This is a genomic window from Bacteroides sp. M10, from assembly GCF_014334015.1.
GTDB lineage: Bacteria > Bacteroidota > Bacteroidia > Bacteroidales > Bacteroidaceae > Bacteroides > Bacteroides intestinigallinarum.
On record NZ_CP060488.1, the window covers coordinates 4,500,717 to 4,521,292 of the forward strand.

20 protein-coding genes and 1 tRNA gene are annotated in these 20,576 nt (G+C 38.0%); 10 read left to right on the top strand and 11 right to left on the bottom strand.

Annotation, left to right across the window (positions count from 1 at the left end; all coding sequences use genetic code 11):
- Positions 1 to 3: 3 nt before the first annotated feature.
- The 10 genes from H8796_RS16305 to H8796_RS16350 form a co-directional block, all read right to left on the bottom strand.
- Complete coding sequence (locus H8796_RS16305; RefSeq protein ID WP_055167878.1) at positions 4 to 231, bottom strand: hypothetical protein; 228 nt, start codon at positions 229 to 231, stop codon at positions 4 to 6.
- The gene (locus H8796_RS16310) at positions 228 to 590 is read right to left on the bottom strand and encodes a response regulator transcription factor (RefSeq protein WP_118299778.1); all 363 of its coding nucleotides are present in this window, start codon (positions 588 to 590) and stop codon (positions 228 to 230) included. Before H8796_RS16310 ends, H8796_RS16305 begins: the two co-directional genes overlap by 4 nt.
- Positions 591 to 609: 19 nt before the next feature.
- Positions 610 to 804 (bottom strand): hypothetical protein, encoded by a 195-nt coding sequence (locus H8796_RS16315; RefSeq protein ID WP_118299779.1) that lies wholly within the window; start codon positions 802 to 804, stop codon positions 610 to 612.
- A 338-nt stretch (positions 805 to 1,142) separates the two neighbouring features.
- Positions 1,143 to 1,209, bottom strand: a tRNA-OTHER gene (locus H8796_RS16320).
- Positions 1,210 to 1,369: 160 nt separating this feature from the next.
- Positions 1,370 to 1,528: a hypothetical protein gene (locus tag H8796_RS16325; RefSeq protein WP_182423825.1), complete on the bottom strand. Its 159-nt coding sequence runs from the start codon at positions 1,526 to 1,528 to the stop codon at positions 1,370 to 1,372.
- Positions 1,529 to 1,756: 228 nt separating this feature from the next.
- On the bottom strand, positions 1,757 to 1,921 hold the full coding sequence (locus H8796_RS16330; protein ID WP_182423826.1) for a hypothetical protein: 165 nt from the start codon (positions 1,919 to 1,921) through the stop codon (positions 1,757 to 1,759).
- 14 nt (positions 1,922 to 1,935) lie between these two features.
- Positions 1,936 to 2,364 carry a YopX family protein gene (locus H8796_RS16335; RefSeq protein ID WP_118299790.1) on the bottom strand — a complete coding sequence of 143 codons (429 nt, stop codon included), beginning with the start codon at positions 2,362 to 2,364 and terminating at the stop codon, positions 1,936 to 1,938.
- A 202-nt stretch (positions 2,365 to 2,566) separates the two neighbouring features.
- The gene (locus H8796_RS16340) at positions 2,567 to 2,761 is read right to left on the bottom strand and encodes a hypothetical protein (protein WP_118299782.1); all 195 of its coding nucleotides are present in this window, start codon (positions 2,759 to 2,761) and stop codon (positions 2,567 to 2,569) included.
- Between the two features lie 317 nt (positions 2,762 to 3,078).
- Positions 3,079 to 3,324 carry a hypothetical protein gene (locus H8796_RS16345; RefSeq protein ID WP_118299783.1) on the bottom strand — a complete coding sequence of 82 codons (246 nt, stop codon included), beginning with the start codon at positions 3,322 to 3,324 and terminating at the stop codon, positions 3,079 to 3,081.
- A 2-nt stretch (positions 3,325 to 3,326) separates the two neighbouring features.
- Complete coding sequence (locus tag H8796_RS16350) at positions 3,327 to 3,659, bottom strand: SH3 beta-barrel fold-containing protein (protein ID WP_118299784.1); 333 nt, start codon at positions 3,657 to 3,659, stop codon at positions 3,327 to 3,329.
- A 262-nt stretch (positions 3,660 to 3,921) separates the two neighbouring features.
- Between H8796_RS16350 and H8796_RS16355 the strand changes: the two genes are divergently transcribed.
- The 3 genes from H8796_RS16355 to H8796_RS16365 are packed head-to-tail and all read left to right on the top strand — an operon-like array spanning position 3,922 to position 6,269.
- Entirely contained in the window at positions 3,922 to 4,497 is a 576-nt protein-coding gene (locus H8796_RS16355) for a S24 family peptidase (RefSeq protein ID WP_182423827.1), read from the top strand.
- A gap of 15 nt (positions 4,498 to 4,512) precedes the next feature.
- Positions 4,513 to 5,958 carry a type I restriction endonuclease subunit R gene (locus tag H8796_RS16360; RefSeq protein WP_118299786.1) on the top strand — a complete coding sequence of 482 codons (1,446 nt, stop codon included), beginning with the start codon at positions 4,513 to 4,515 and terminating at the stop codon, positions 5,956 to 5,958.
- Positions 5,959 to 5,963: 5 nt separating this feature from the next.
- Positions 5,964 to 6,269, top strand: a complete 306-nt coding sequence (locus H8796_RS16365) for a hypothetical protein (RefSeq protein ID WP_055167860.1) — start codon at positions 5,964 to 5,966, stop codon at positions 6,267 to 6,269.
- A 417-nt stretch (positions 6,270 to 6,686) separates the two neighbouring features.
- Here H8796_RS16365 and H8796_RS16370 read toward each other — a convergent pair whose 3' ends face one another.
- Positions 6,687 to 7,895 (bottom strand): ROK family transcriptional regulator, encoded by a 1,209-nt coding sequence (locus H8796_RS16370; RefSeq protein WP_117936936.1) that lies wholly within the window; start codon positions 7,893 to 7,895, stop codon positions 6,687 to 6,689.
- 334 nt (positions 7,896 to 8,229) lie between these two features.
- Here H8796_RS16370 and H8796_RS16375 point away from each other — a divergent pair, with 334 nt between their 5' ends.
- The 7 genes from H8796_RS16375 to H8796_RS16405 are packed head-to-tail and all read left to right on the top strand — an operon-like array spanning position 8,230 to position 20,532.
- On the top strand, positions 8,230 to 10,104 hold the full coding sequence (locus H8796_RS16375) for an FAD-dependent oxidoreductase (RefSeq protein WP_117936897.1): 1,875 nt from the start codon (positions 8,230 to 8,232) through the stop codon (positions 10,102 to 10,104).
- A gap of 44 nt (positions 10,105 to 10,148) precedes the next feature.
- Positions 10,149 to 11,246 carry a DUF4434 domain-containing protein gene (locus H8796_RS16380; protein ID WP_117936895.1) on the top strand — a complete coding sequence of 366 codons (1,098 nt, stop codon included), beginning with the start codon at positions 10,149 to 10,151 and terminating at the stop codon, positions 11,244 to 11,246.
- Positions 11,247 to 11,251: 5 nt separating this feature from the next.
- Positions 11,252 to 12,655 carry a sugar porter family MFS transporter gene (locus tag H8796_RS16385; RefSeq protein WP_187343830.1) on the top strand — a complete coding sequence of 468 codons (1,404 nt, stop codon included), beginning with the start codon at positions 11,252 to 11,254 and terminating at the stop codon, positions 12,653 to 12,655.
- A 40-nt stretch (positions 12,656 to 12,695) separates the two neighbouring features.
- The gene (locus H8796_RS16390; RefSeq protein ID WP_187343831.1) at positions 12,696 to 13,859 is read left to right on the top strand and encodes an AGE family epimerase/isomerase; all 1,164 of its coding nucleotides are present in this window, start codon (positions 12,696 to 12,698) and stop codon (positions 13,857 to 13,859) included.
- A gap of 52 nt (positions 13,860 to 13,911) precedes the next feature.
- Complete coding sequence (locus H8796_RS16395) at positions 13,912 to 17,136, top strand: TonB-dependent receptor (protein WP_117937994.1); 3,225 nt, start codon at positions 13,912 to 13,914, stop codon at positions 17,134 to 17,136.
- Between the two features lie 18 nt (positions 17,137 to 17,154).
- On the top strand, positions 17,155 to 18,816 hold the full coding sequence (locus H8796_RS16400) for a RagB/SusD family nutrient uptake outer membrane protein (RefSeq protein ID WP_117937996.1): 1,662 nt from the start codon (positions 17,155 to 17,157) through the stop codon (positions 18,814 to 18,816).
- Between the two features lie 18 nt (positions 18,817 to 18,834).
- On the top strand, positions 18,835 to 20,532 hold the full coding sequence (locus H8796_RS16405) for a DUF5018 domain-containing protein (RefSeq protein ID WP_117937998.1): 1,698 nt from the start codon (positions 18,835 to 18,837) through the stop codon (positions 20,530 to 20,532).
- Positions 20,533 to 20,576: the final 44 nt, after the last annotated feature.

A 20,576-nucleotide genomic window follows, 5' to 3' on the forward strand; every position in this document is an offset into this window, starting at 1 on the left:
TAATTATATTCTTTGTTCTTTAGAATCAATAGCGTAAAGAAGCACATCACAAGCATTGATTGCATAAGGAGACATTTTCGTGGTTCCGGTCTTTTCTGCCCGTATTTTCTTTTCTGCTATCAGCTTTTCAAGTCTATAGCGACCGCCTACAAACTCTTTGGCCTGCTCTTTATTGAGAGAAACTCTGCTACCTATTCGATAGAGAGTATTTAGTTTTGCCTCTGCATTCATTCTGACCTCCTTACTCTTTCAATAGTTTCAACTCTTGTTCTTCTTGCCCTTCTCATATCACTCTGTTCGTGATAAAGTGAAAAAGAAAAAAGGCATAAAAAGCAGCAAGCAACTGCAGAACGAGCAATAGGAGAGAAGTCCATAGTAAATTTCATTCCTGTCATTCGTTCATAAAACATTGTCGCCAGCTCTCTTCCGTTTCTAATTCGAAGAATTCTGAAAGCCTCTTGCAGTTGGTTATTTATCGTACTCAACGCCCTGCATTTCATCGAAGCTATCTCCTTCTTCTCATACCCCTGTGCGTACATTCGTGCTGTAACCTCACATTCAGGTGTAAGTTCTGTTAATACTCTTTCCATAATCGTGTAAGTTGATTGGTTACGCAGTTCTGGTAACTATAACAATACCTTTTTCTTTGAATGATTCAGACTTCCATTTCTTGCCTTCGCTGTAATGTTTGGCGTTCAAAAGGGATACATTGTTACGAATTGTCTCTAACGAAGATATTGGCAATTTGATTGTTGCCCCTTTCTTCATGGTTTTCATTTTTTCTTTGCTACTTACTTTTTCCATAAGCTGTTTTTTAAATTAGTGATTGTGGATAAGCCCCGATTCGAACGGGGATGGGCTTTACTGCCAATGAGCGAGAGTCCCGGCATACGTTCCGTGCGTTTTCCAATTCCGCCACTTATCCATATTTGCCACACCAACGCTATGATGTGAACTTGAGGTAAAAACTATAATTACGAATAAAACTTCTGTTCACTCTCACGAGCTACTTTGTTCCCGGATACCGAATCAACGGACACCGGGATAGATGCAGAACATTTAAAAATCAAATAAATACAGGGGCTTAAACCCTACGACGTCCTTTTCGTCGGCATCATTGGTTAAACATAAAATAAACTTTGTGAAGGAACCCGGACTCGAACCGGGAATGCCAAGCTTTATCGTGTCTGCCAATTCCGCCATTCCTTCAAATAAAAAAGGTGCACTATCTTCACAGACCGCGCACCAGTACAACACAAACACAAAATAAAACACGATAAAAACTACTATATTTTTCAGAATCCGCCCGGCTGGTTTCCCTTACTCACAGTACTGACTTATTGCAGGAACCTTATGCCAGATTATCGGTCTACCTTTTTGCGGATGTCTGTTTGGATTTTAGTTGTTTCAATTCTTCAATCATCCTTTCAAGGCGATTGTATTCTTCTCTCCCGGCATCGTAATCAAGTACGATACAGTCACGACAAAACTCTAACCGCTTAATTTGCAGTTCTAATGCTTCATTCATTTCTATTCTTATTTAACGGTTATTATTCTTAAACGTTTGACAAGAGCATTTCCTAGGTGATAAGAATCACCAAAAAGAGTAATACCCTTAAAGGAGCTGTGTCGGATATTCACATTGCCAACTGTTCTTATCAGTCCGTCTGTATGTAAAATAGTGTCTCCGGCTTGAATTGTACTTATATGTACCTCTTCTACCTCATAGTTCATTTTATCTAATTTATATTGAAGATTATTTTTTATCTGCCAAGATCTCGAAACATTTCTTAGGAAGATTCTTTTTGAATTTCTCCCATGCGAGGCGTTTTGCTTCTGTCTCTGAACAGGCTTTTACTTCGTAGTCTATCGACCAACGCATATCTACATTGACCAAATATTCTTTTTTAATTTTATTCATTTCTTATTCTGTTATTAGTCAATTAATTCGGGATTATCATGAATATTACCAAGTACTTTAATTATTCGTTTTGATGAATTCCACCAACCGGGAGATACTTGATGCCAATAACCTGTGTCCATTTTTTCGTCCAGGTCTTTTATGTTGGCTAAACAAAAACAAGCATAATCATCTATATATCTCACCAATTTGGGGTATTTACCGTTTACGCTGATTATATCCCCTTCATAGATTTCGTTGCCGTTTTTGTCGAATAAGCCTGTGAATTGTCCCACAGTTGTAGTTTCTACCTTACTTCTATTAAACATTTCAGTAGCTTCGCATCCATATTGGGAAAGTTTCTTGCTGAAAATAGCCATTTCACCACTTTCGTACTGAATCAAGTCACCAAATATCCATTCGTTATTATATAAGTTTTTACCTCTGAATTTTATTGTTCTCATATTCATTACTTATTTAATTTGAACTTATTCGTGTAATTCTGTATAGGCTATTCTGACAAAGGCGAAAGAACCGATACATATAATACCCATTATAATAATAGATATTAATTTCATGGGGCTAGATGTCGTTATTGCCCCGTATAGCATACCAATAGCACACAAAGCTAAAATTATGGATAAAACAAACTGGATTAACTTCATTTTAATCCTCCTTTTCTACTTTAAAGCCCTTGTCTTCGAGATAACTAATTATGGTATCTTCGTTTATCTGATTTAGGATTTCTGTTTCATCCATTTCAGAAACCAAACTAGATGTATCGAAATACTCTACGCAATCAGATGCATTCACTAGCGATAATAAACTATCTGCATCTACTTTTGAATAATAATGTGACATAATCGTATAATTTAAAATTTGTGCCCGCCAACCTTTTAGACAGTTGTACCCAGAATCGAGACTGGACGGGCAATATATCGTTGAATTTCTACTGAAAGAAAATTTAAAAGTCATACTTACAACTTGAATCTTTCGTTTAGAACCTTGTGAACGTGTCGGTGGTTACTGCCTGTAGCCGATTAACTTCGCTGTCTGCTATGTGCCCGAAGGCTTACCATTATGCGCACGGACGAAAAATCCGTTATATATTGCGCCCGCCATACCTTCTACGGATTGTACCCGGTATCGAGACCGGACGGGCATTGTATAATCGTGTATTATGCGTATCTGCTTAAGCCTTGAATCAGACAAAGGGCATCATAATCCATATCATTATCTTCACCTGTATCTGGCCCTGAAAGGATGGCTTCATAGGTATCAATTTCTTCTTCGATAACTTCTATGATGTCAGCCTTGCAATCCACATTGTAAACTCTACGGACTGTTTCTTCATCCATATTCTGAATATTATCCAAGTCTTTGTATAAGGCATTCAAGCCTTGTTCTAATTCGTAGTGTGTCATAATCATGCAATTTTTAAAAGGTTAGCTTTCTTATAGCATCTGAACTCACCTACTTCTGTATCGAAATAAGTCTGAACGGTGTCGTTCTTAGCCCTTTTATCAGTACCGGTTACTGTGGGCATGTATTTTTCGCAAAGAGTACCGTATGCTTCACGTACAGAACCATCGATTTTCTGAAAGTAGAACTTTACGATCCGTTTTTTCATTTCAGCTTTCAGCTTCGAATTAGTCCAGGCTGTTTTCAAAGCTTCTGACATTGAAAAACCGTTCTTCTTAACCATTTGCCAAGCAAGGCTCATGACCTCTTTCATCTGATTTTTAAAATTCGTGCTCATAATCGTGTATTTTAATATGTATGTACTATTGCATTACTCAACTCAATACGCTACCTTTGCTTCGTGATTGATTGATGATGCAAATATAATGCATTTGCATCATGTTACAAATGATATTGCATTAATTATTCAATGCATTTGCATTATTTAACTATATGAATTTATGAGCACAATCAACGAAAGAATACAATGTATTATCAATGAGAGGTTTGAGGGAAACACGAGCGCATTTTGCAGAAGTGTAGACGTGAAACAACCAACTATGAATACTATTATAGGGGAGCGTCAAAGTAAACCATCCTTTGAAATCATTAGCAGTATAGCAAATGCAGATGCATTAAAAGGTCTAAGCCTTGATTGGCTTATCAGTGGCAAAGGTGTCCCGTTTCCAGCAAATGAACATCTCCCCACAAACACAAACGGCAAAGGAGTTCCATATTTTGAAGATATAGAAGCTTCTTGCTCAATACTATCAATGAATATGGAAACACCAGAAAACCCAACCTTTTATATTGACTACGAGCACTTCAATGACTGCAACGCTTATATTCCGGTCGTTGGTGATTCAATGTACCCACAGTACTGTGCTGGGGAAATAGTAGCTGTAAAGCAAATCTTCAATTTTGATGTGATTCAATGGGGAGAAGCCTATCTCATCGTTACCAATAGTAATGCAAACGATCTACGTACAATTAAGCAAATACATTATAGTGACGATGAAAGTAAAATCATTCTTCGAGCAAGCAACCCTAATTACAAAGGAGATACCAAAATAAACAAGGAAGATATTCTTTCCATGTTTATAATAAAAGGGAAGATTAAACGAAATCAGCTTTAATCATAAGCTAATACTATGAAATTCAACCAATATACATGGAACTTATACAAGCAAACAACCATTGGAAAAGAAATGATACAATTCTTTTCAGATGCAAAAGGATATATCCTGTTTAGTCGTTATTGTCCCCATGCTTATTTTATCTCTGAAGATTTATATAACGATTGGTTGGAGAACATATATTGCTATGGCGTATCTGATTATGACCAACCCACTTCATTGGATGAAGCAAAAGATTTATATATATCACTTGCCACATTAGGTATAAGGCTAGAAGAGAAACAATGGCTTCCAGCTAATGACTTCAAGAATATACTTGGAATCATTCAGCCTATATCTTATGTCCTATCACGGTTCGCATCCGAATATTTCTTTCCGTACCTATTTCTTTGCCGGATATTCGAGTTAAACAAAATAGCAGACTATTTTAATATAGACCTTCCCAATATACCTAACAGGATCAATTATAAAGGAAGGTACATTTATTATTGGGAATTATGTGAAGTCTTTTATGAATTCAGGAAAGAAAATGGATTATCTCCAGAAGAATTATGGGCTTTTCTGTATGACTTTGCCCCCCATAACATCCAAAATGAGAAAACAGATATTCCCAAGCCATCACAAGCATGGTTTATAGGTGGCAGATTATACCCAGAAGATAAATCTTTAGATTCAAAATTTTGGCAATCAAATCCCGATACAGCAAAAGGAGATATTCTTGTCCATTATGAAACATCTCCGGTCAGTGCAATCACATGTATAGAGACATCGTTTACGAATGGTGTAATAGATCCACTATTTCAATATTATGGATGTATCTATATTGGCAATAGAATCGACATTCCTCATATCAGCCTGAAAGAACTACAAGCCGACGAATACTTTTCAAAACATTCACTTATCAGAAAGAAGTTCCAAGGCGTAAACGGGTGGAGGATGAGTAGCGAAGATTATTCCGAACTTCTACGGGTGATAAAGGCAAAAGGATTTGATACTGATACGCTACCGAAACTATATGCTCCCACTATGCCAAAGAATGTAAATATAGAAATAGAACGAGACGTGGAGCAGCAATTGTTAGAACCATTGCTTAACTCTATGGGATGGTACGAAAACAAGGATTTCATTCGGCAATTACCGATACATGCAGGACGCGGGCATCGGATATTTCCCGACTATGCTCTGCATTATAACAATAAGCCGAATGAAGAAAAAGCCAAAGTTCTGATTGAGGCAAAACTTTACATGAAGAATAACCAGGAGATAGAAGAAGCATTTTTGCAGGCTCGCTCATACGCTTGTCTTCTTGAATCTAGTGTAATAGTCCTTTGTGATAAACAATGCCTAATCATCTATGAGAAGAGACAAAGTTTTGACCGAGATAGATATAAAAAATACTACTGGATAGAGCTTGAAAATCCCGATTTATTCAATGAATTAAAAAACAAACTAAATAAATAGACATAATGAAAAAGATTTTATTATTAATGATGGCTATTCTATTAGTATCATTATCGTCTTGTGATGAAAGTGTATCGAATGGTAGAAGAATATACAAAGCGTATTTTAAACATATATTAAAGGACCCTGACTCTTTTACGGTATATGACGAGAAATATACTAAAGATGGAGAATATACAGTGAATTGGGAATTAGATTACGGGGCAAAGAATTCGTATGGCGGAATGGTAAGAGAGCAAGTTTCATTCACTACAATTGGAAATTCCATCTTTATAGATGGAACTAGCTATGATGTAAGGGACTTTAAATAGGATTCAAATTTTATTAGTCAACTTTATAAAATATATTATTAACATTTCAATTCTACCTTAAAAATAGCAATTGTATAGTAGATTGTTTTTTGAAAAGCTTAGAAAAGAGTAGTTAATATGTTAGTAATCAGTATAATAATGGGGCTGCTACACGGGACTTCGTAACGCGTAGGTCGCCAGTTCAAGTCTGGCTAGCGGCTCTCAAATTAGAACGCTGATTATTAATTAATAATCAGCGTTCTAATTTTTACAAAATATCCAGTTTCCTATGAAAGGAAAATCCGGTGTATGTAATAGATGTGAAATATAAAAATGTAATCTATGTTGAGTCGTATTATTGTTTTAGTTGTTGCCGGAGTAGCAGTAGTCTATATCGTTCGCTTTATAGATAACTTTTTCTCCCAGCGTAGAAGATAATCAGCTTTCAAACATTCTGCTGCGTGCTAGCATGCAAGCACCAACAATGCCAGCTTTATCTTTCAATTTGGATGTTATAATGGCTGAATCCTTATTCACCAGATTGAGTGAGTATTTGCGTACAGCTGTTTTTATGGGCTGGGTGATATAATCGCCAGTCAGAGATAAAGTTCCACCTATAATTACCAGTTCCGGGTTGAAGATGTTGATTAGTCCGGCAATCTGTTTTCCTAGTTTCTGCCCGATTTCTTCTACAATTTCAATGCAAAGCAGGTCTTCTTTATTCACGGCAGCAATTATCTCGTCAAGAGTAATCGGATTTTCTTCTGTGGTGACTCGAGTCGATAGTATGGAGCTTTCTCCGCTCTGAATACGTTCCAATAAAATGCGATGCAGTGCTGAACCGGAGGCTTCTGTCTCCAGGCATCCTTTTTTGCCGCAATGGCAGATTATTTCATTATCATAAGCGCTCATGTGTCCAAACTCACCGGAGAAACCGGATTTTCCAGTATAGATCTTCCCATCAATAATAATTCCAATCCCTACTCCCCAGCTCACATTTACAAAAATGATATCTTTTTCTCCTTTTACACAGCCTTGCATATATTCTCCATAGGTCATGGCACGCGTATCATTGTCAACAGTCACTTTATATCCTAATTTTTCGGATAATACATCTGCTAATGGTCTCTCCTCAAAATTAAACTGGCTGAAGCTATATCCTGATTCAGGATTTACACGTCCCGATACATTGACATTAATATTTAAGATCTTCTCTTTATTAATAGTAAGTTTCTTTATAAAATTGAGAATATGTTTGCATAACTCATTCATCCCTTCAATTGAGTTCTCAAATTTATAAGGTATATTCATTTTCAGTTCCACCATATCGCCTTTAAAATTTATCAGGCCGATATTGACGGCGAATCTTTTAATGTCTACACCTAAAAAGTAACCGGATTCGGGATTAAGTCCATAAAGGTTTGGATGGCGTCCGCCGCTAGTCTCCAATTTTCCATAATCATTAATATATCCGTCATCACACATTTCGCCAATAAATTTGGTGACGGTTGGTACACTCAAATCCAGCTCTTTTGAAAGATCGGGAATTGTAGAACTGCCATTATATATATAATGTGTAATAATTCTCTTTTTGACGAGAGCGCTTTTAGAGCCCTTTTCTATTTCTTTCAAGAATTGTTGGTTCATAACTATGCTTATTTGGTAATTCATACAAAGATAATTAATTTTTTTATTAATTTACGGTTTTAGAACCTTGAAAATTAGAATGTCTTGGATGCCATACTATACATATGCTATCTAATGAGTTTACATACAGGGTAATATAGGGGTGATCGATTATGGGTATAATAAATGGAATATGATGATTTATGAACTAATTCCCCCTTCTATTAATTAATTATACTGTCAATACTGATTTTATTAATAAAATATTTTATTATCTATTGTTTATTTAATAAATATAGCTATATTTGTGCCGTGATATTATTAATAAAAGTCTGTATCCTTAAATGAATTTAATATGAGAAACTATTTTTTAGGTTTGTGTCTATTGTTTGCTTTATGTTTTACGGCATGCTCTCGTTCTGATGATTCTGTTGATGTGTTAATTATTGGTGGGGGTGCCAGTGGCGTAACTGCTGGTATTCAGTCTGCTCGAATGGGAGTTGAGACATTGATAGTGGAAGAAACAGAATGGTTGGGGGGAATGCTTACTTCCGCAGGTGTAAGTGCTGTTGATGGAAATTATGATTTGCCGGCTGGTTTGTTTGGTGAGTTTCGCGGACATTTAGCAGATTATTATGGAGGACTTGATTCTTTAAAAACTGGTTGGGTGAGTGGAGTATTGTTTGAACCTTCAGTTGGAAATAAAATTTTCCATGAGATGGTTGGTGTAGAGAAAAACTTAAAAGTATGGCATAATGCTACTTTGGTAAAATTGGAAAGAAAAGATGATTCTTGGATTGCCCAAATTCAGATGAAGGATAATACGATTAAAAAGGTATCTGCTAAAATTTTGATTGATGGTACGGAGTTGGGTGATATAGCAAAAATGTGCGGTGTGAAATATGATATCGGCATGGAAAGCCGTCATGATACTAAAGAAGATATTGCCCCGGAAGAGAAAAATAATATAGTCCAGGATATTACATACGTTGCAACCTTGAAAGATTACGGTAAGGATGTGACGATTCCTTGTCCTGAAGGATACAATAAAGATGAATTTGCTTGTGCGTGCGCCAGTCCTGTGTGTATCACACCTAAAGAACCGGATCGTGTATGGTCTAAGGAAATGATGATAACATATGGGAAGCTTCCTAATAATAAGTATATGATAAATTGGCCAATAGAAGGCAATGATTATTATGTTAACCTGATTGAAATGACTCGCGAGGAACGTGAAGAAGCATTGAAATATGCCAAGCATTATACAATGTGTTTTGTTTATTTCCTTCAACATGAGTTAGGCTTTAATACATTGGGATTGGCTGATGATGAATATCCTACCGTCGACAAACTGCCATTTATCCCTTATCATAGGGAGTCAAGAAGAATCCATGGATTGGTTCGTTTTAATTTAAATCATGTTTGTGAACCGTTCAACCAGTCTCAACCACTTTATCGCACTTGTATCGCTGTTGGAAATTATCCAGTAGATCATCATCATACCCGTTATCATGGATATGAAGAATTGCCTAACCTCTATTTTCATCCGGTACCTTCGTATGGTTTGCCTTTAGGAACCCTGATTCCGAAAGATGTTGAAGGTTTAATTGTTGCTGAAAAATCAATATCCGTTTCCAATATAATTAATGGTACCACTCGCTTGCAACCTATGGTAATGCAGATTGGACAGGCAGCGGGAGCATTGGCAGCTCTTGCAGTGAAAGAAAATAAGAATATTAGTGAAGTGTCTGTTCGGGAAGTGCAAAATGCAATTCTGGATGCGAAAGGATATTTATTGCCTTATTTAGATGTTGCAATGGATCATCCAATGTTTAAATCATTACAGCGTGTAGGCTCTACTGGAATTTTGAAAGGTATAGGTAAAAGTGTTGACTGGGCAAATCAAACGTGGTTTAGAGCAGATACTTTGTTGTTGGCGAATGAGTTGGAAGGGCTAAGAGATGTGTATCCTTTTGTTGATAAGCAAGTTTTTGAAGGTAATAATACCATATCAATTCAGAAAGCGGTAGAGATGATAGAAGGGATTGCTGAAAAAGAAAGTATTGAGTTGAAGAAGGGTAGGGTCGAAGAAATCTGGAATGAATTTGGCTTGAAAGATTTAAATATGAACCGAAATATTCTACGGAGTGAAATGGCTATTTTGATAGATCAGATATTAGATCCTTTCAATAATAAAAAAATAGATATTACAGGACAGTATATTCAATAGGTAATAAAAACATAAATGTTAACAGCTGTTTTAATTAAACTAATATGAAAACATTAGATCGAAGAAATTTTCTAAAAAAAGCTACATTGGCTGGTGCGTCGGCTTTGGCTGTGCCAACATTGTTTGAATCTTGTACTTCAAAAGCTAATGCTAGTACAATAGTGGCAACCGATGGTCTGGAAAGTAAACTCATTGTTCCTAAAAACAATGGATTAAAAATTACCGGAACTTTCCTGGATGAGATATCGCATGATATTCCACATCAGAATTGGGGTGAGAAAGAATGGGACCTGGATTTTCGGCACATGAAGAATATAGGAATTGATACGGTAATAATGATCCGTTCGGGCTATCGTAAATTTGTAACTTTCCCTTCTCCTTATTTGCTGAAAAAAGGTTGCTATATGCCTTCTGTTGATTTGGTGGATATGTTTTTGCGTTTAGCTGAAAAGTATGGAATGAAATTCTATTTTGGATTATATGATTCGGGTAAATACTGGGACACAGGAGATATGACCTGGGAAGTAGAAGATAATAAATATGTGATTGATGAGGTTTGGAAAAACTATGGTTCCAAGTATAAAAGTTTTGGAGGATGGTATATCAGTGGTGAAATAAGCCGAGCAACGAAAGGGGCGATTGGTGCTTTCCATGCATTAGGAAAACAATGTAAGGATATATCTAATGGATTACCGACTTTTATATCGCCTTGGATTGATGGAAAAAAAGCAATCATGGGAACGACAAAAATGACTAAAGAAGATGCCGTTTCTGTACAACAACACGAAAAAGAATGGGATGAAATTTTTGATGGAATTCATGATGTGGTAGATGCATGTGCATTTCAAGATGGGCATATTGATTATGATGAATTGGACGCTTTCTTTTCTGTCAATAAAAAATTAGCAGATAAGTATGGTATGCAATGCTGGACAAATGCCGAATCTTTTGACCGCGATATGCCTATTCGTTTTCTACCCATTAAGTTTGATAAACTTCGGATGAAGCTGGAAGCAGCCAAACGTGCCGGATATGATAAGGCTATTACTTTTGAATTTTCTCATTTTATGAGTCCGCAATCAGCCTATCTGCAAGCTGGTCATTTATATGACAGATATAAAGAATATTTTGAAATAAAATAAATGTTATGAAGTCTACAATCAATTTTGGTTATCTTATATTCCTTTCTGTTGTGGCAGCATTAGGAGGCTTCTTGTTCGGATATGATACCGCAGTTATATCAGGAACAATTGCCCAAGTGACTCAACTTTTTCAATTAGATGCACTACAACAGGGATGGTATGTAGGATGTGCTTTAGTAGGCTCTATCGTAGGTGTTCTTTTTGCTGGAATCTTAAGCGATAAGTTAGGAAGAAAACTTACGATGGTTATATCAGCTGTGTTGTTTTCCACATCAGCTCTAGGATGTGCTCTATCAGCTGATTTTGCCCAATTGGTAGTTTATCGGATTATAGGTGGAGTAGGAATAGGGGTTGTGTCCATTGTTTCTCCTCTTTATATATCAGAACTAGCTGTAGCGCAGTATAGAGGACGTTTGGTGTCATTGTATCAGTTGGCTGTAACAGTTGGTTTTTTGGGAGCTTATTTAGTTAACTATCAATTATTGGCATGGGCGGAGAGTGGTACGCAATTAAGTGTGGATTGGTTGAATAAAATATTTATAACTGAAGTATGGAGAGGTATGTTGGGTATGGAAACATTGCCGGCAATCTTATTCTTCATTATCATATTTTTTATTCCGGAAAGTCCCCGCTGGTTAATCGTACGTGGAAAGGAATTGAAAGCTGTAAATATATTAGAGAAAATATATAATTCGATTACAGAAGCGAAAAGTCAATTAAATGAAACGAAATCTGTGCTGACCTCTGAAACAAAATCGGAATGGTCTTTATTGATGAAGCCTGGAATCTTCAAAGCTGTTATTATCGGTGTGTGTATTGCGATTTTAGGACAGTTTATGGGTGTGAACGCAGTACTTTATTATGGCCCTTCTATCTTTGAAAACGCAGGACTTTCAGGAGGAGATTCTCTTTTTTACCAAGTTCTGGTAGGACTAGTCAATACTTTGACCACCGTTCTGGCTCTTGTCATCATTGATAAGGTAGGCCGCAAGAAACTTGTTTATTACGGAGTTTCGGGAATGGTTGTTTCTCTGATTCTCATCGGCCTGTACTTCCTCTTCGGAGATTCCCTGGGAGTATCCAGCCTCTTCCTGCTCGTTTTCTTCCTGTTCTATGTATTCTGCTGTGCCGTGTCTATCTGTGCCGTGGTGTTCGTGCTCCTCTCGGAGATGTATCCCACCAAGGTTCGCGGACTGGCCATGTCGATAGCAGGATTTGCTCTGTGGATCGGAACGTACCTGATCGGACAGTTAACCCCCTGGATGCTCCAGAACCTTACCCCCGCCGGAACATTCTTCCTGTTCGCCGTTATGTGCGTACCGTATATACTGATTGTCTGGAAACTCGTGCCGGAGACCACCGGGAAGTCGCTGGAAGAGATTGAAAGATATTGGACCCGTTCGGAATAGTAAAACAAAAAGACCTTAATAACTTAATAATAAAAGATGTATGGATTTTAAGAAACTGGCAAATCAATACAAGGATGAACTCTTGGATAATGTTCTTCCTTTCTGGCTTGAGAACTCACAAGACCATGAGTATGGTGGCTACTTCACCTGTTTGGATCGTGAAGGAAGGGTTTTCGATACAGATAAATTTATCTGGCTGCAAGGCCGCGAAGTGTGGATGTTCTCTATGCTTTACAATAAAGTGGAAAAACGTAAGGAATGGCTGGATTGTGCCGTTCAAGGTGGTGAATTTTTAAAAAGATACGGACATGATGGAGACTATAACTGGTACTTTTCACTTGACCGTTCGGGTAGACCATTGGTAGAACCATACAATATCTTTTCGTATACATTCGCTGCCATGGCTTTCGGGCAATTAAGCCTTGCAACCGGTAATCAGGAATATGCTGACATTGCCAAGAAAACCTTCGATATTATCCTTTCCAAAGTAGATAATCCGAAAGGTAAATGGAATAAACTTCATCCGGGCACTCGTAATCTAAAAAATTTTGCCCTGCCGATGATACTATGCAATCTTGCTATGGAAATTGAGCATATTTTAGGCAAGGACTATTTGGAACAAGCGATGGATACTTGTATTCATGAAGTTATGTCTGTTTTCTATCGTCCCGAACTTGGTGGTATCATTGTTGAGAATGTAGATGTGAATGGTAATCTGATAGATTGCTTTGAAGGACGGCAGATTACCCCTGGCCATGCGATTGAAGCCATGTGGTTTATAATGGATTTAGGGAAACGCCTGAACCGTCCGGAATTAATCGAAAAGGCTAAGAACATCACTCTTACAATGCTTGAATATGGTTGGGACAAAGAATATGGAGGTATCTATTATTTTATGGACCGTAATGGCTATCCTCCCCAACAGTTGGAATGGGACCAAAAACTTTGGTGGGTACATATTGAAACACTTATCTCACTGCTGAAAGGCTATCAATTGACCGGAGATAACCAATGTCTGGAATGGTTTGAAAAAGTACACGATTATACATGGACCCATTTTAAAGATAAAGAGCATCCCGAATGGTATGGATACTTAAATCGGAGAGGTGAAGTGCTACTACCACTCAAAGGAGGAAAATGGAAAGGATGTTTCCATGTACCAAGAGGGTTATACCAATGCTGGAAAGTATTGGAACAGCTATAAACAATAATGGATATGTTAACCAATCTATATTAATAATCTAAAAATTAATTCTATGACAGAGTTTAACTCAAAAATCAAGAAGAACTCTCGTATATTGAAAATATTTATGTTTTCAATCTGCGCGCTATTTGCATGTGCTATCAGTAGTCATGCACAGAGTTTAGTGAAAGGAACTGTTACTGATGGTATAGGAGAACCGCTACCAGGAGTAAGTGTTGTCGTAAAAGGAACTACTAATGGCACTATTACAGATGTAAATGGAAAATATAGCATTCAGGCCACCGCAAAAGACATTTTATCATTCTCATATGTTGGAATGTCAGATCAGGAAATAAAGGTAGCAGGTCAGACGACCATTAATGTGGTTATGAAAGATGACGTGGCAGCTTTGGATGAAGTGATTGTGGTAGGATATGGTACTGCCAAGAAGCAATCTTTAACCGGAGCCGTATCTGCGGTGAAAGGCGACGAACTGCTGAAAGCACCGGCAACCAATGTGTCGAGTCTTTTAGGTGGACGTTTGCCAGGTATTTCATCTGTTCAAGTATCTGGTGAACCCGGAGACGATCAGGCTACATTACGAGTTCGTGGCTCTATTTATAATGTTACTTATATAGTAGACGGAATGCCTCGTTCTATTAATGATATTGACCCTAATGATATCGAAAGTGTATCTGTTTTGAAAGATGGAGCTTCTGCAGCTGTTTATGGATTAAAAGGAGCCGGTGGTGTTATTATTATAACTACAAAAAAAGGTCAGGAAGGAAAATCCAAAATCACTTATAATGGTTCAATAGGAGCATCTATGAATGCAAACTTCCCGCAGTTTATGAATGGACCTCAATTTGCATATTATTATAATATGGCTGACATGATGGATAAAATGGCTAATGGAAGCATTTCAAACATTAGTCAATATAATCCCGTTTTTACAAAGGCGAATGTGGAAGCTATGTTGAATGGTGATCCTACTGACGGATGGGATAATGTTAACTATATTGATAAAGTATTCGGAACCGGTATTAATCAGAAACACAATGTAACAATACAGGGAGGTAGTGATAAGATGCGTTACTTTGCTTCTGTGGGTTATTTAGGTCAAAAAGGTAACATTGACAATTTCTCTTACAAGAGATACAATTTAAGAACTAATCTTGAGACTCAACTGGCTAAGAACTTCCAGTTAAGTTTAGGTATTGCAGGAAATGTCGGTAAACGTGAAACTCCGGGATATGCTTCAGGCGGTACGGATTCTAATTCCGAATTGGGTGAACAAGGTTGGTTGTCAGTAGCTCATCAGACTATAATGATGCATCCCTATTTGCCGGAAACATATGACGGACTTTATACTGCTACTACACAGAATAACACAAGTCTGCCCAACAGTCCGTTGGCTGCTATTTATGAATCCGGATACAAGCATACCAATAGCTTTGATTTGCAGACCAACATCTCATTGCAATACAATGTGCCTTGGGTTAAAGGTTTGAGTGTAAAAGTAACCGGAGCTTATGACTATACAACTTCTCATAATAAGAATTTGAATACGCCTTACTCCACATATATACATAAAATGCCGACTTCGACAGCAGATTGGACTTGGTCTAAAGCAGACGATCCTCGCGGCACAGCAAATGGAATAAATTTAGGTGAAGGACAGTATAGTTCTCATCAAATGGTAGGCCAAGGAAGTATAAACTATGCAAGCTCCTTCGGAAAACATAATGTAGAAGCAATGGTATTGGCAGAAATCCGGGATTATAAAGAAAACAGTTTCTCCGGCTATAATAAGAACATGAGTTTCTCTGAACTACCAGAATTGAGCTTTGGACAACCGGCAGACTCTCCAATCTCGGGATACAGTGATGCAAACCGTAGTATTGGTTATGTTTTTCGTTTGAAATATGACTATGACAATAAGTATTTGGCAGAGTTTACAGGTCGATATGATGGTTCTTACAAATTTGCCGGCAATGTTAGTGGGAAACGTTGGGCATTCTTCCCGTCAGCGTCAGTAGCGTGGAGAATATCTAAAGAAGATTTTATGTCTAGTCTGACATTTCTGGATGATATGAAGATACGTGCATCTGTCGGTTTATTAGGAAACGATGCAGTGAGTCCGTATGCTTTCCTTAGTACTTACAATTTGATGGATAGCAACAAAAATGCATACCAGACAATTCTGAATGGAAAAGTAATGCAAGCATTACGCGCCTCTGTAATTGCCAATCCTACTCTGACTTGGGAGAACACTTTAACCTACAATGCAGGTTTTGATTTTACCATGTGGAATGGTCTGTTAGGTGTAGAATTCGATGCATTTTATAATTACACCTACGATATCCTGACAGCAATGGGAGGTGATTATCCACCATCCATGGGAGGATATTATTATACTTATGCCAATTACAATAAGGTAGATAGCAAAGGAGTTGAAGTAACGGTGAGTCATCGTAATAAATTAAATTTGGCAGGTAAGCCATTCTCTTATGGTGCGAGCTTCAATCTGACATTTGCAAGAAACCGCTACCTCCGCTATCCGGATAGTCCTAATACAGTAGAATGGAGAAAACGTACAGGACGCAGTGTAGATGCCTCTGTTGTGTGGATTGCAGATGGTCTATTCCGTTCGGAAGAAGAAATAGACAATTCAGCCTGGTATGGCACCCGTCCTAATGTAGGTGATATCAAGTATAAAGATTTGAATGGTGATGGTAAAATAGACGAAGATGATAGAACACGTGTTGGACGTGGTAATCGTCCGGAACTAACTTATGGTTTGAACTTAAATTGTGCCTGGAATGGATTCGATTTAAGTGCACAATTTACCGGAGGTGCATTGTTCGACGTATCATTGACAGGTACTTATTATAATGGCTATGACGACAACACTGTTTGGACACAAGCATTTAAAGAAGGTGCCAACTCACCATTATACTTGGTTCAGAATGCATATACAGTAGAAAACCCGAATGGAACATTCCCCCGACTTACGCTGGGCAATCAGGGGCATGGAGGAGATAATGGACTAGCTTCCACTTTCTGGCTGCGTAATGGTAGATACCTTCGTCTCAAATCTGCGCAATTAGGTTATACATTCCCCAAAAAATGGATGAGCCCCGTAGGTATTCAGAATCTAAGAATTTATGTAGAAGGTTCCAATTTATTCACGATTTGCGGTCTTCCTGATGGAATCGATCCTGAATCTCCGGGAGTAAATAACGGATACTATCCTCAACAACGCACCATTATGGGCGGTATAACTTTGACTTTCTAAACCTTTAAAAGTTCTATTATGAAAACAAAAGTATTAAGTATCATATTGTTGGGAGCCTCTTTAGGGCTTGGCTCATGTAGCGATTATCTGGACATGACTCCAACAGACAGAGCATCAGATAAACTTGTATGGAGTAAACTTGACTATGCAGAGCAAGCAGTCAACGATTTCTATCGCTATATAGATTATTTAGGAGTCTATCGGGACGGACAATGTTTGGCAGGAATGACAGAAGCTTTGACGGATCAGCTTAAATATGGTTCTTACAACTATATGGCCAAATGTCAAATACCCAGTGAAATTGCTTATGGAGGCTCTGTTCTTACGGTGAATTATGTTAGTACTTATTTAGGTAACTGGGGTACTATGTACGAGTACGTGCGCCGCGTCAATGAAGGTATCAACAAATTAAAGAAGTATGCTTCATTTAATCAGACTGATGAAGAACGCCTGGAAGCTGAAATGCGTTTTTTCAGAGGATATCTCTATACAGATTTATTAAAACGTTATAAAGAAGTTATCATATACGATGAGAACTTGGATAATATCCAAAAGGATATGCCGGTTAGTTCGGAAGCCGATGGATGGAACTTTGTATATAATGATTTGAAGTATGCTGGCGAACATTTGCCTGTCGATAAAACTCCTAACGGACGTCTAACCAGCGGAGCTGCTTATGCAATGTTGTCAAGAGCTATGTTGTATGCTGAAAGATGGGATGATGCTCGCATCGCAGCTGAAAAGGTGATGGCAATGGGCTATGAACTGGAAGCAAAAGAAGACTATTCAAATGCCTTTAAAGCGGGAAGCAAAGAAGCCATTTTACAATATTGTTATGATAAAAGTTCTACTGTGACTCATGACTTTGATGGATATATGACTCCTGGAGGTGATAAAGCATTGGATGGTAACTCCATGACCGGAGGATTTGGTACCCCAACACAAGAAATGGTTGAATCGTATGAATATGCAGATGGCAGTGGCTTCCCTGATTGGAGTGCATGGCATACTACTGAAGGTACTACAGCTACTCCTCCTTACGATAAGCTGGAACCGCGCTTTAAAGCTACCATTCTTTATAATGGAGCAACATGGAAAGGTAGAACTATAGAATCTTTCGTAAACGGCACTGATGGTTGGGCTGCATGGAAAACGGATGCGAAGCCGGAAGGGCGTTCTACCACCGGATACTATTTGCGCAAACTGGTAGACGAGGATCACAACTTTACTTCCATACAAGCCAGTACGCAGCCATGGACGGAAATTCGTTATGCAGAAGTCTTATTGAATCATGCAGAAGCCTGCTATCATTTGAATGGCTATACGGATAAGGCAAATAAAGATATTAAAGATATTCGTAACAGAGTAGGCTTATCTTACACAGACAAAAGCGGTAATGATTTAATAAAAGCCATCCGTCAGGAACGTAAAGTGGAACTTGCATACGAAGGACATTACTATTGGGATATGCGGCGTTGGAAATTATCTGCAACAGCATTTACCGGTATTCGTCTTCATGGAATGAAAATAGAGCAAAATGCAAATGGATCTTTCACTTACATTTATACACAATGTGACGATAAAGATCGTAATTTCCCGACTAAGATGTATCGTTTCCCAATGCCACAGGCAGAGTTGGATAATAACGGTGCAGTAACTCAATATGCAGAATGGCAATAAATCTAAAATGAAAACATTATGAAAAAGAATATACTATATCTATTATTAGGGGTTTTGGCTCTCACGAGTTCTTGCCAAGATCCGGAATATGTGCTTCCTACTGCGGACAGGCAGGGAATCACGAGCTTGACTGCGCTCTTTACTTCTGGACCATACGTAGATAAAGAAGCAGTAGTGTATACCATTGCAGATGCTTCTGTAGATAAGTATGTAATCCCTATGCCATGGTATTATCCTGAAAATAGTGATAATGAAACTTCAGAATATATGAAGGCGATGAGGGTTCAGGCAAAGTTGGCGCCCAACTGTACCATTGAACCGGTCCTTTCAATTCTGGACTTGACTAAAGAAAACTATTTCACTTACACAGACGCTCAAGGATATAAGAAACAAATCTGTATCACAGGTGAAAGAGTTAAGTCTACTAAATGTCAGTTACTAAGTTTCTCAATACCATCAGAGGATATTACTGGTATTATTGATGAAGACCACAAAACTGTATCTTTAATCTCTGCAGAAGACTTATCTTCTTGCTTGGCAGATTATTCATTGTCAGCCCATGCAACCATGTCACCGGATCCTAAAACGGAGCCGCTTAATTTTAACTCGCCTGTGGAACTTACGGTGATAGCTCACGATGGAGTGACAAAACAAACGTATACCATTCAAAAAGCAGTACCGGATAAGATCCCTTACGGATATAGAAAAGGTAGTGAGACAGAATTATTTAAATTGGATATGGGAGTTATCGGCTTACCTTGGACTGGAGCAAATGCACCTTCTTTAGCTGTTTCCGGAAATAATCTGGTAGTTTGCTTGGGAGATGGTGCCACCAATCCTACATATTACAATGCATCTACCGGAAATAAGATTGGTAATGTAACTTTGGGAAGTGTGAGTGTTGCTTCTTTGGGATGTATGACAAGTGATAGTAAGGGAAATATATTATTAGCTACCAAGGCTACTAACGGTAAATCCTTCTCGATCTATAAAACTTCGTCTGTGACAACAGCTCCGACTTTATTGACAACTTATACCAATAGTACAGGTCTGGATATGGGGACGAAAGTGTCTGTTCAAGGAGATATCAATACTAATGCCTCTATTATTGCCACTTGCGACGGAACATCGGGCTCTGGTTCCAACAAGTTTGTCCGTTGGATTATAACGGATGGCGTACTGGGAAGTCCTCAAGTTGTTTCAGTAAACGGTGTAGATAGTTGGGGAGCACCTGTATCAAACACTAAAGTTGTGACTAAAGGAACTACCGCTCAAAGTGATTATTTCTTGTCATATTATGACGCTAACATACTTTATTGGGTGAATGGAGCAAGTAACAATGCAGCCAAATCTTTGGCAGATTCCGACAATGGTAATTCTTGGGCAATGAATAACAACTGTCTGGATGCAAGAAGCTTTAATAATGCACAATATCTAGTATTAGTATGTACAGCTCATTTCCCACAATGGGGTGGAACTCCATGCCTATATATGTATGATGTAACATCAGACGGATCATTCACCGGTACAGTATCTACTTCAGATGCTTTGTCATTCAATCCGACACTTTCTTCGTTCAACTCTGCTGATGGTGTAGCTGCAACAGGCGATGTACTGCTTGCCCCAACGACAGATGGATATAAACTCCGTGTTTACTACGTGGATAACAACTGTAAGGTTATCGGAGGATATGAATTTGATTGTATCGACAAATAATTAATGATCTCTTTATCTCATATATGATGAGAAAATACTCACTC

Excerpts from the sequence above, each read along its gene's own strand:
- H8796_RS16350 (WP_118299784.1), bottom strand. The coding sequence starts at position 3,659 with ATGAGCACGAATTTTAAAAATCAGATGAAAGAGGTCATGAGCCTTGCT.
- H8796_RS16325 (WP_182423825.1), bottom strand. The coding sequence starts at position 1,528 with ATGAATGAAGCATTAGAACTGCAAATTAAGCGGTTAGAGTTTTGTCGT.
- H8796_RS16315 (WP_118299779.1), bottom strand. The coding sequence starts at position 804 with ATGGAAAAAGTAAGTAGCAAAGAAAAAATGAAAACCATGAAGAAAGGG.
- H8796_RS16345 (WP_118299783.1), bottom strand. The coding sequence starts at position 3,324 with ATGACACACTACGAATTAGAACAAGGCTTGAATGCCTTATACAAAGAC.
- H8796_RS16395 (WP_117937994.1), top strand. The coding sequence starts at position 13,912 with ATGACAGAGTTTAACTCAAAAATCAAGAAGAACTCTCGTATATTGAAA.
- H8796_RS16380 (WP_117936895.1), top strand. The coding sequence starts at position 10,149 with ATGAAAACATTAGATCGAAGAAATTTTCTAAAAAAAGCTACATTGGCT.
- H8796_RS16365 (WP_055167860.1), top strand. The coding sequence starts at position 5,964 with ATGAAAAAGATTTTATTATTAATGATGGCTATTCTATTAGTATCATTA.
- H8796_RS16375 (WP_117936897.1), top strand. The coding sequence starts at position 8,230 with ATGAGAAACTATTTTTTAGGTTTGTGTCTATTGTTTGCTTTATGTTTT.
- H8796_RS16340 (WP_118299782.1), bottom strand. The coding sequence starts at position 2,761 with ATGTCACATTATTATTCAAAAGTAGATGCAGATAGTTTATTATCGCTA.
- H8796_RS16400 (WP_117937996.1), top strand. The coding sequence starts at position 17,155 with ATGAAAACAAAAGTATTAAGTATCATATTGTTGGGAGCCTCTTTAGGG.
- H8796_RS16390 (WP_187343831.1), top strand. The coding sequence starts at position 12,696 with ATGGATTTTAAGAAACTGGCAAATCAATACAAGGATGAACTCTTGGAT.
- H8796_RS16370 (WP_117936936.1), bottom strand. The coding sequence starts at position 7,895 with ATGAACCAACAATTCTTGAAAGAAATAGAAAAGGGCTCTAAAAGCGCT.
- H8796_RS16405 (WP_117937998.1), top strand. The coding sequence starts at position 18,835 with ATGAAAAAGAATATACTATATCTATTATTAGGGGTTTTGGCTCTCACG.
- H8796_RS16355 (WP_182423827.1), top strand. The coding sequence starts at position 3,922 with ATGAATACTATTATAGGGGAGCGTCAAAGTAAACCATCCTTTGAAATC.
- H8796_RS16385 (WP_187343830.1), top strand. The coding sequence starts at position 11,252 with ATGAAGTCTACAATCAATTTTGGTTATCTTATATTCCTTTCTGTTGTG.
- H8796_RS16360 (WP_118299786.1), top strand. The coding sequence starts at position 4,513 with ATGAAATTCAACCAATATACATGGAACTTATACAAGCAAACAACCATT.
- H8796_RS16330 (WP_182423826.1), bottom strand. The coding sequence starts at position 1,921 with ATGAATAAAATTAAAAAAGAATATTTGGTCAATGTAGATATGCGTTGG.
- H8796_RS16310 (WP_118299778.1), bottom strand. The coding sequence starts at position 590 with ATGGAAAGAGTATTAACAGAACTTACACCTGAATGTGAGGTTACAGCA.
- H8796_RS16305 (WP_055167878.1), bottom strand. The coding sequence starts at position 231 with ATGAATGCAGAGGCAAAACTAAATACTCTCTATCGAATAGGTAGCAGA.
- H8796_RS16335 (WP_118299790.1), bottom strand. The coding sequence starts at position 2,364 with ATGAGAACAATAAAATTCAGAGGTAAAAACTTATATAATAACGAATGG.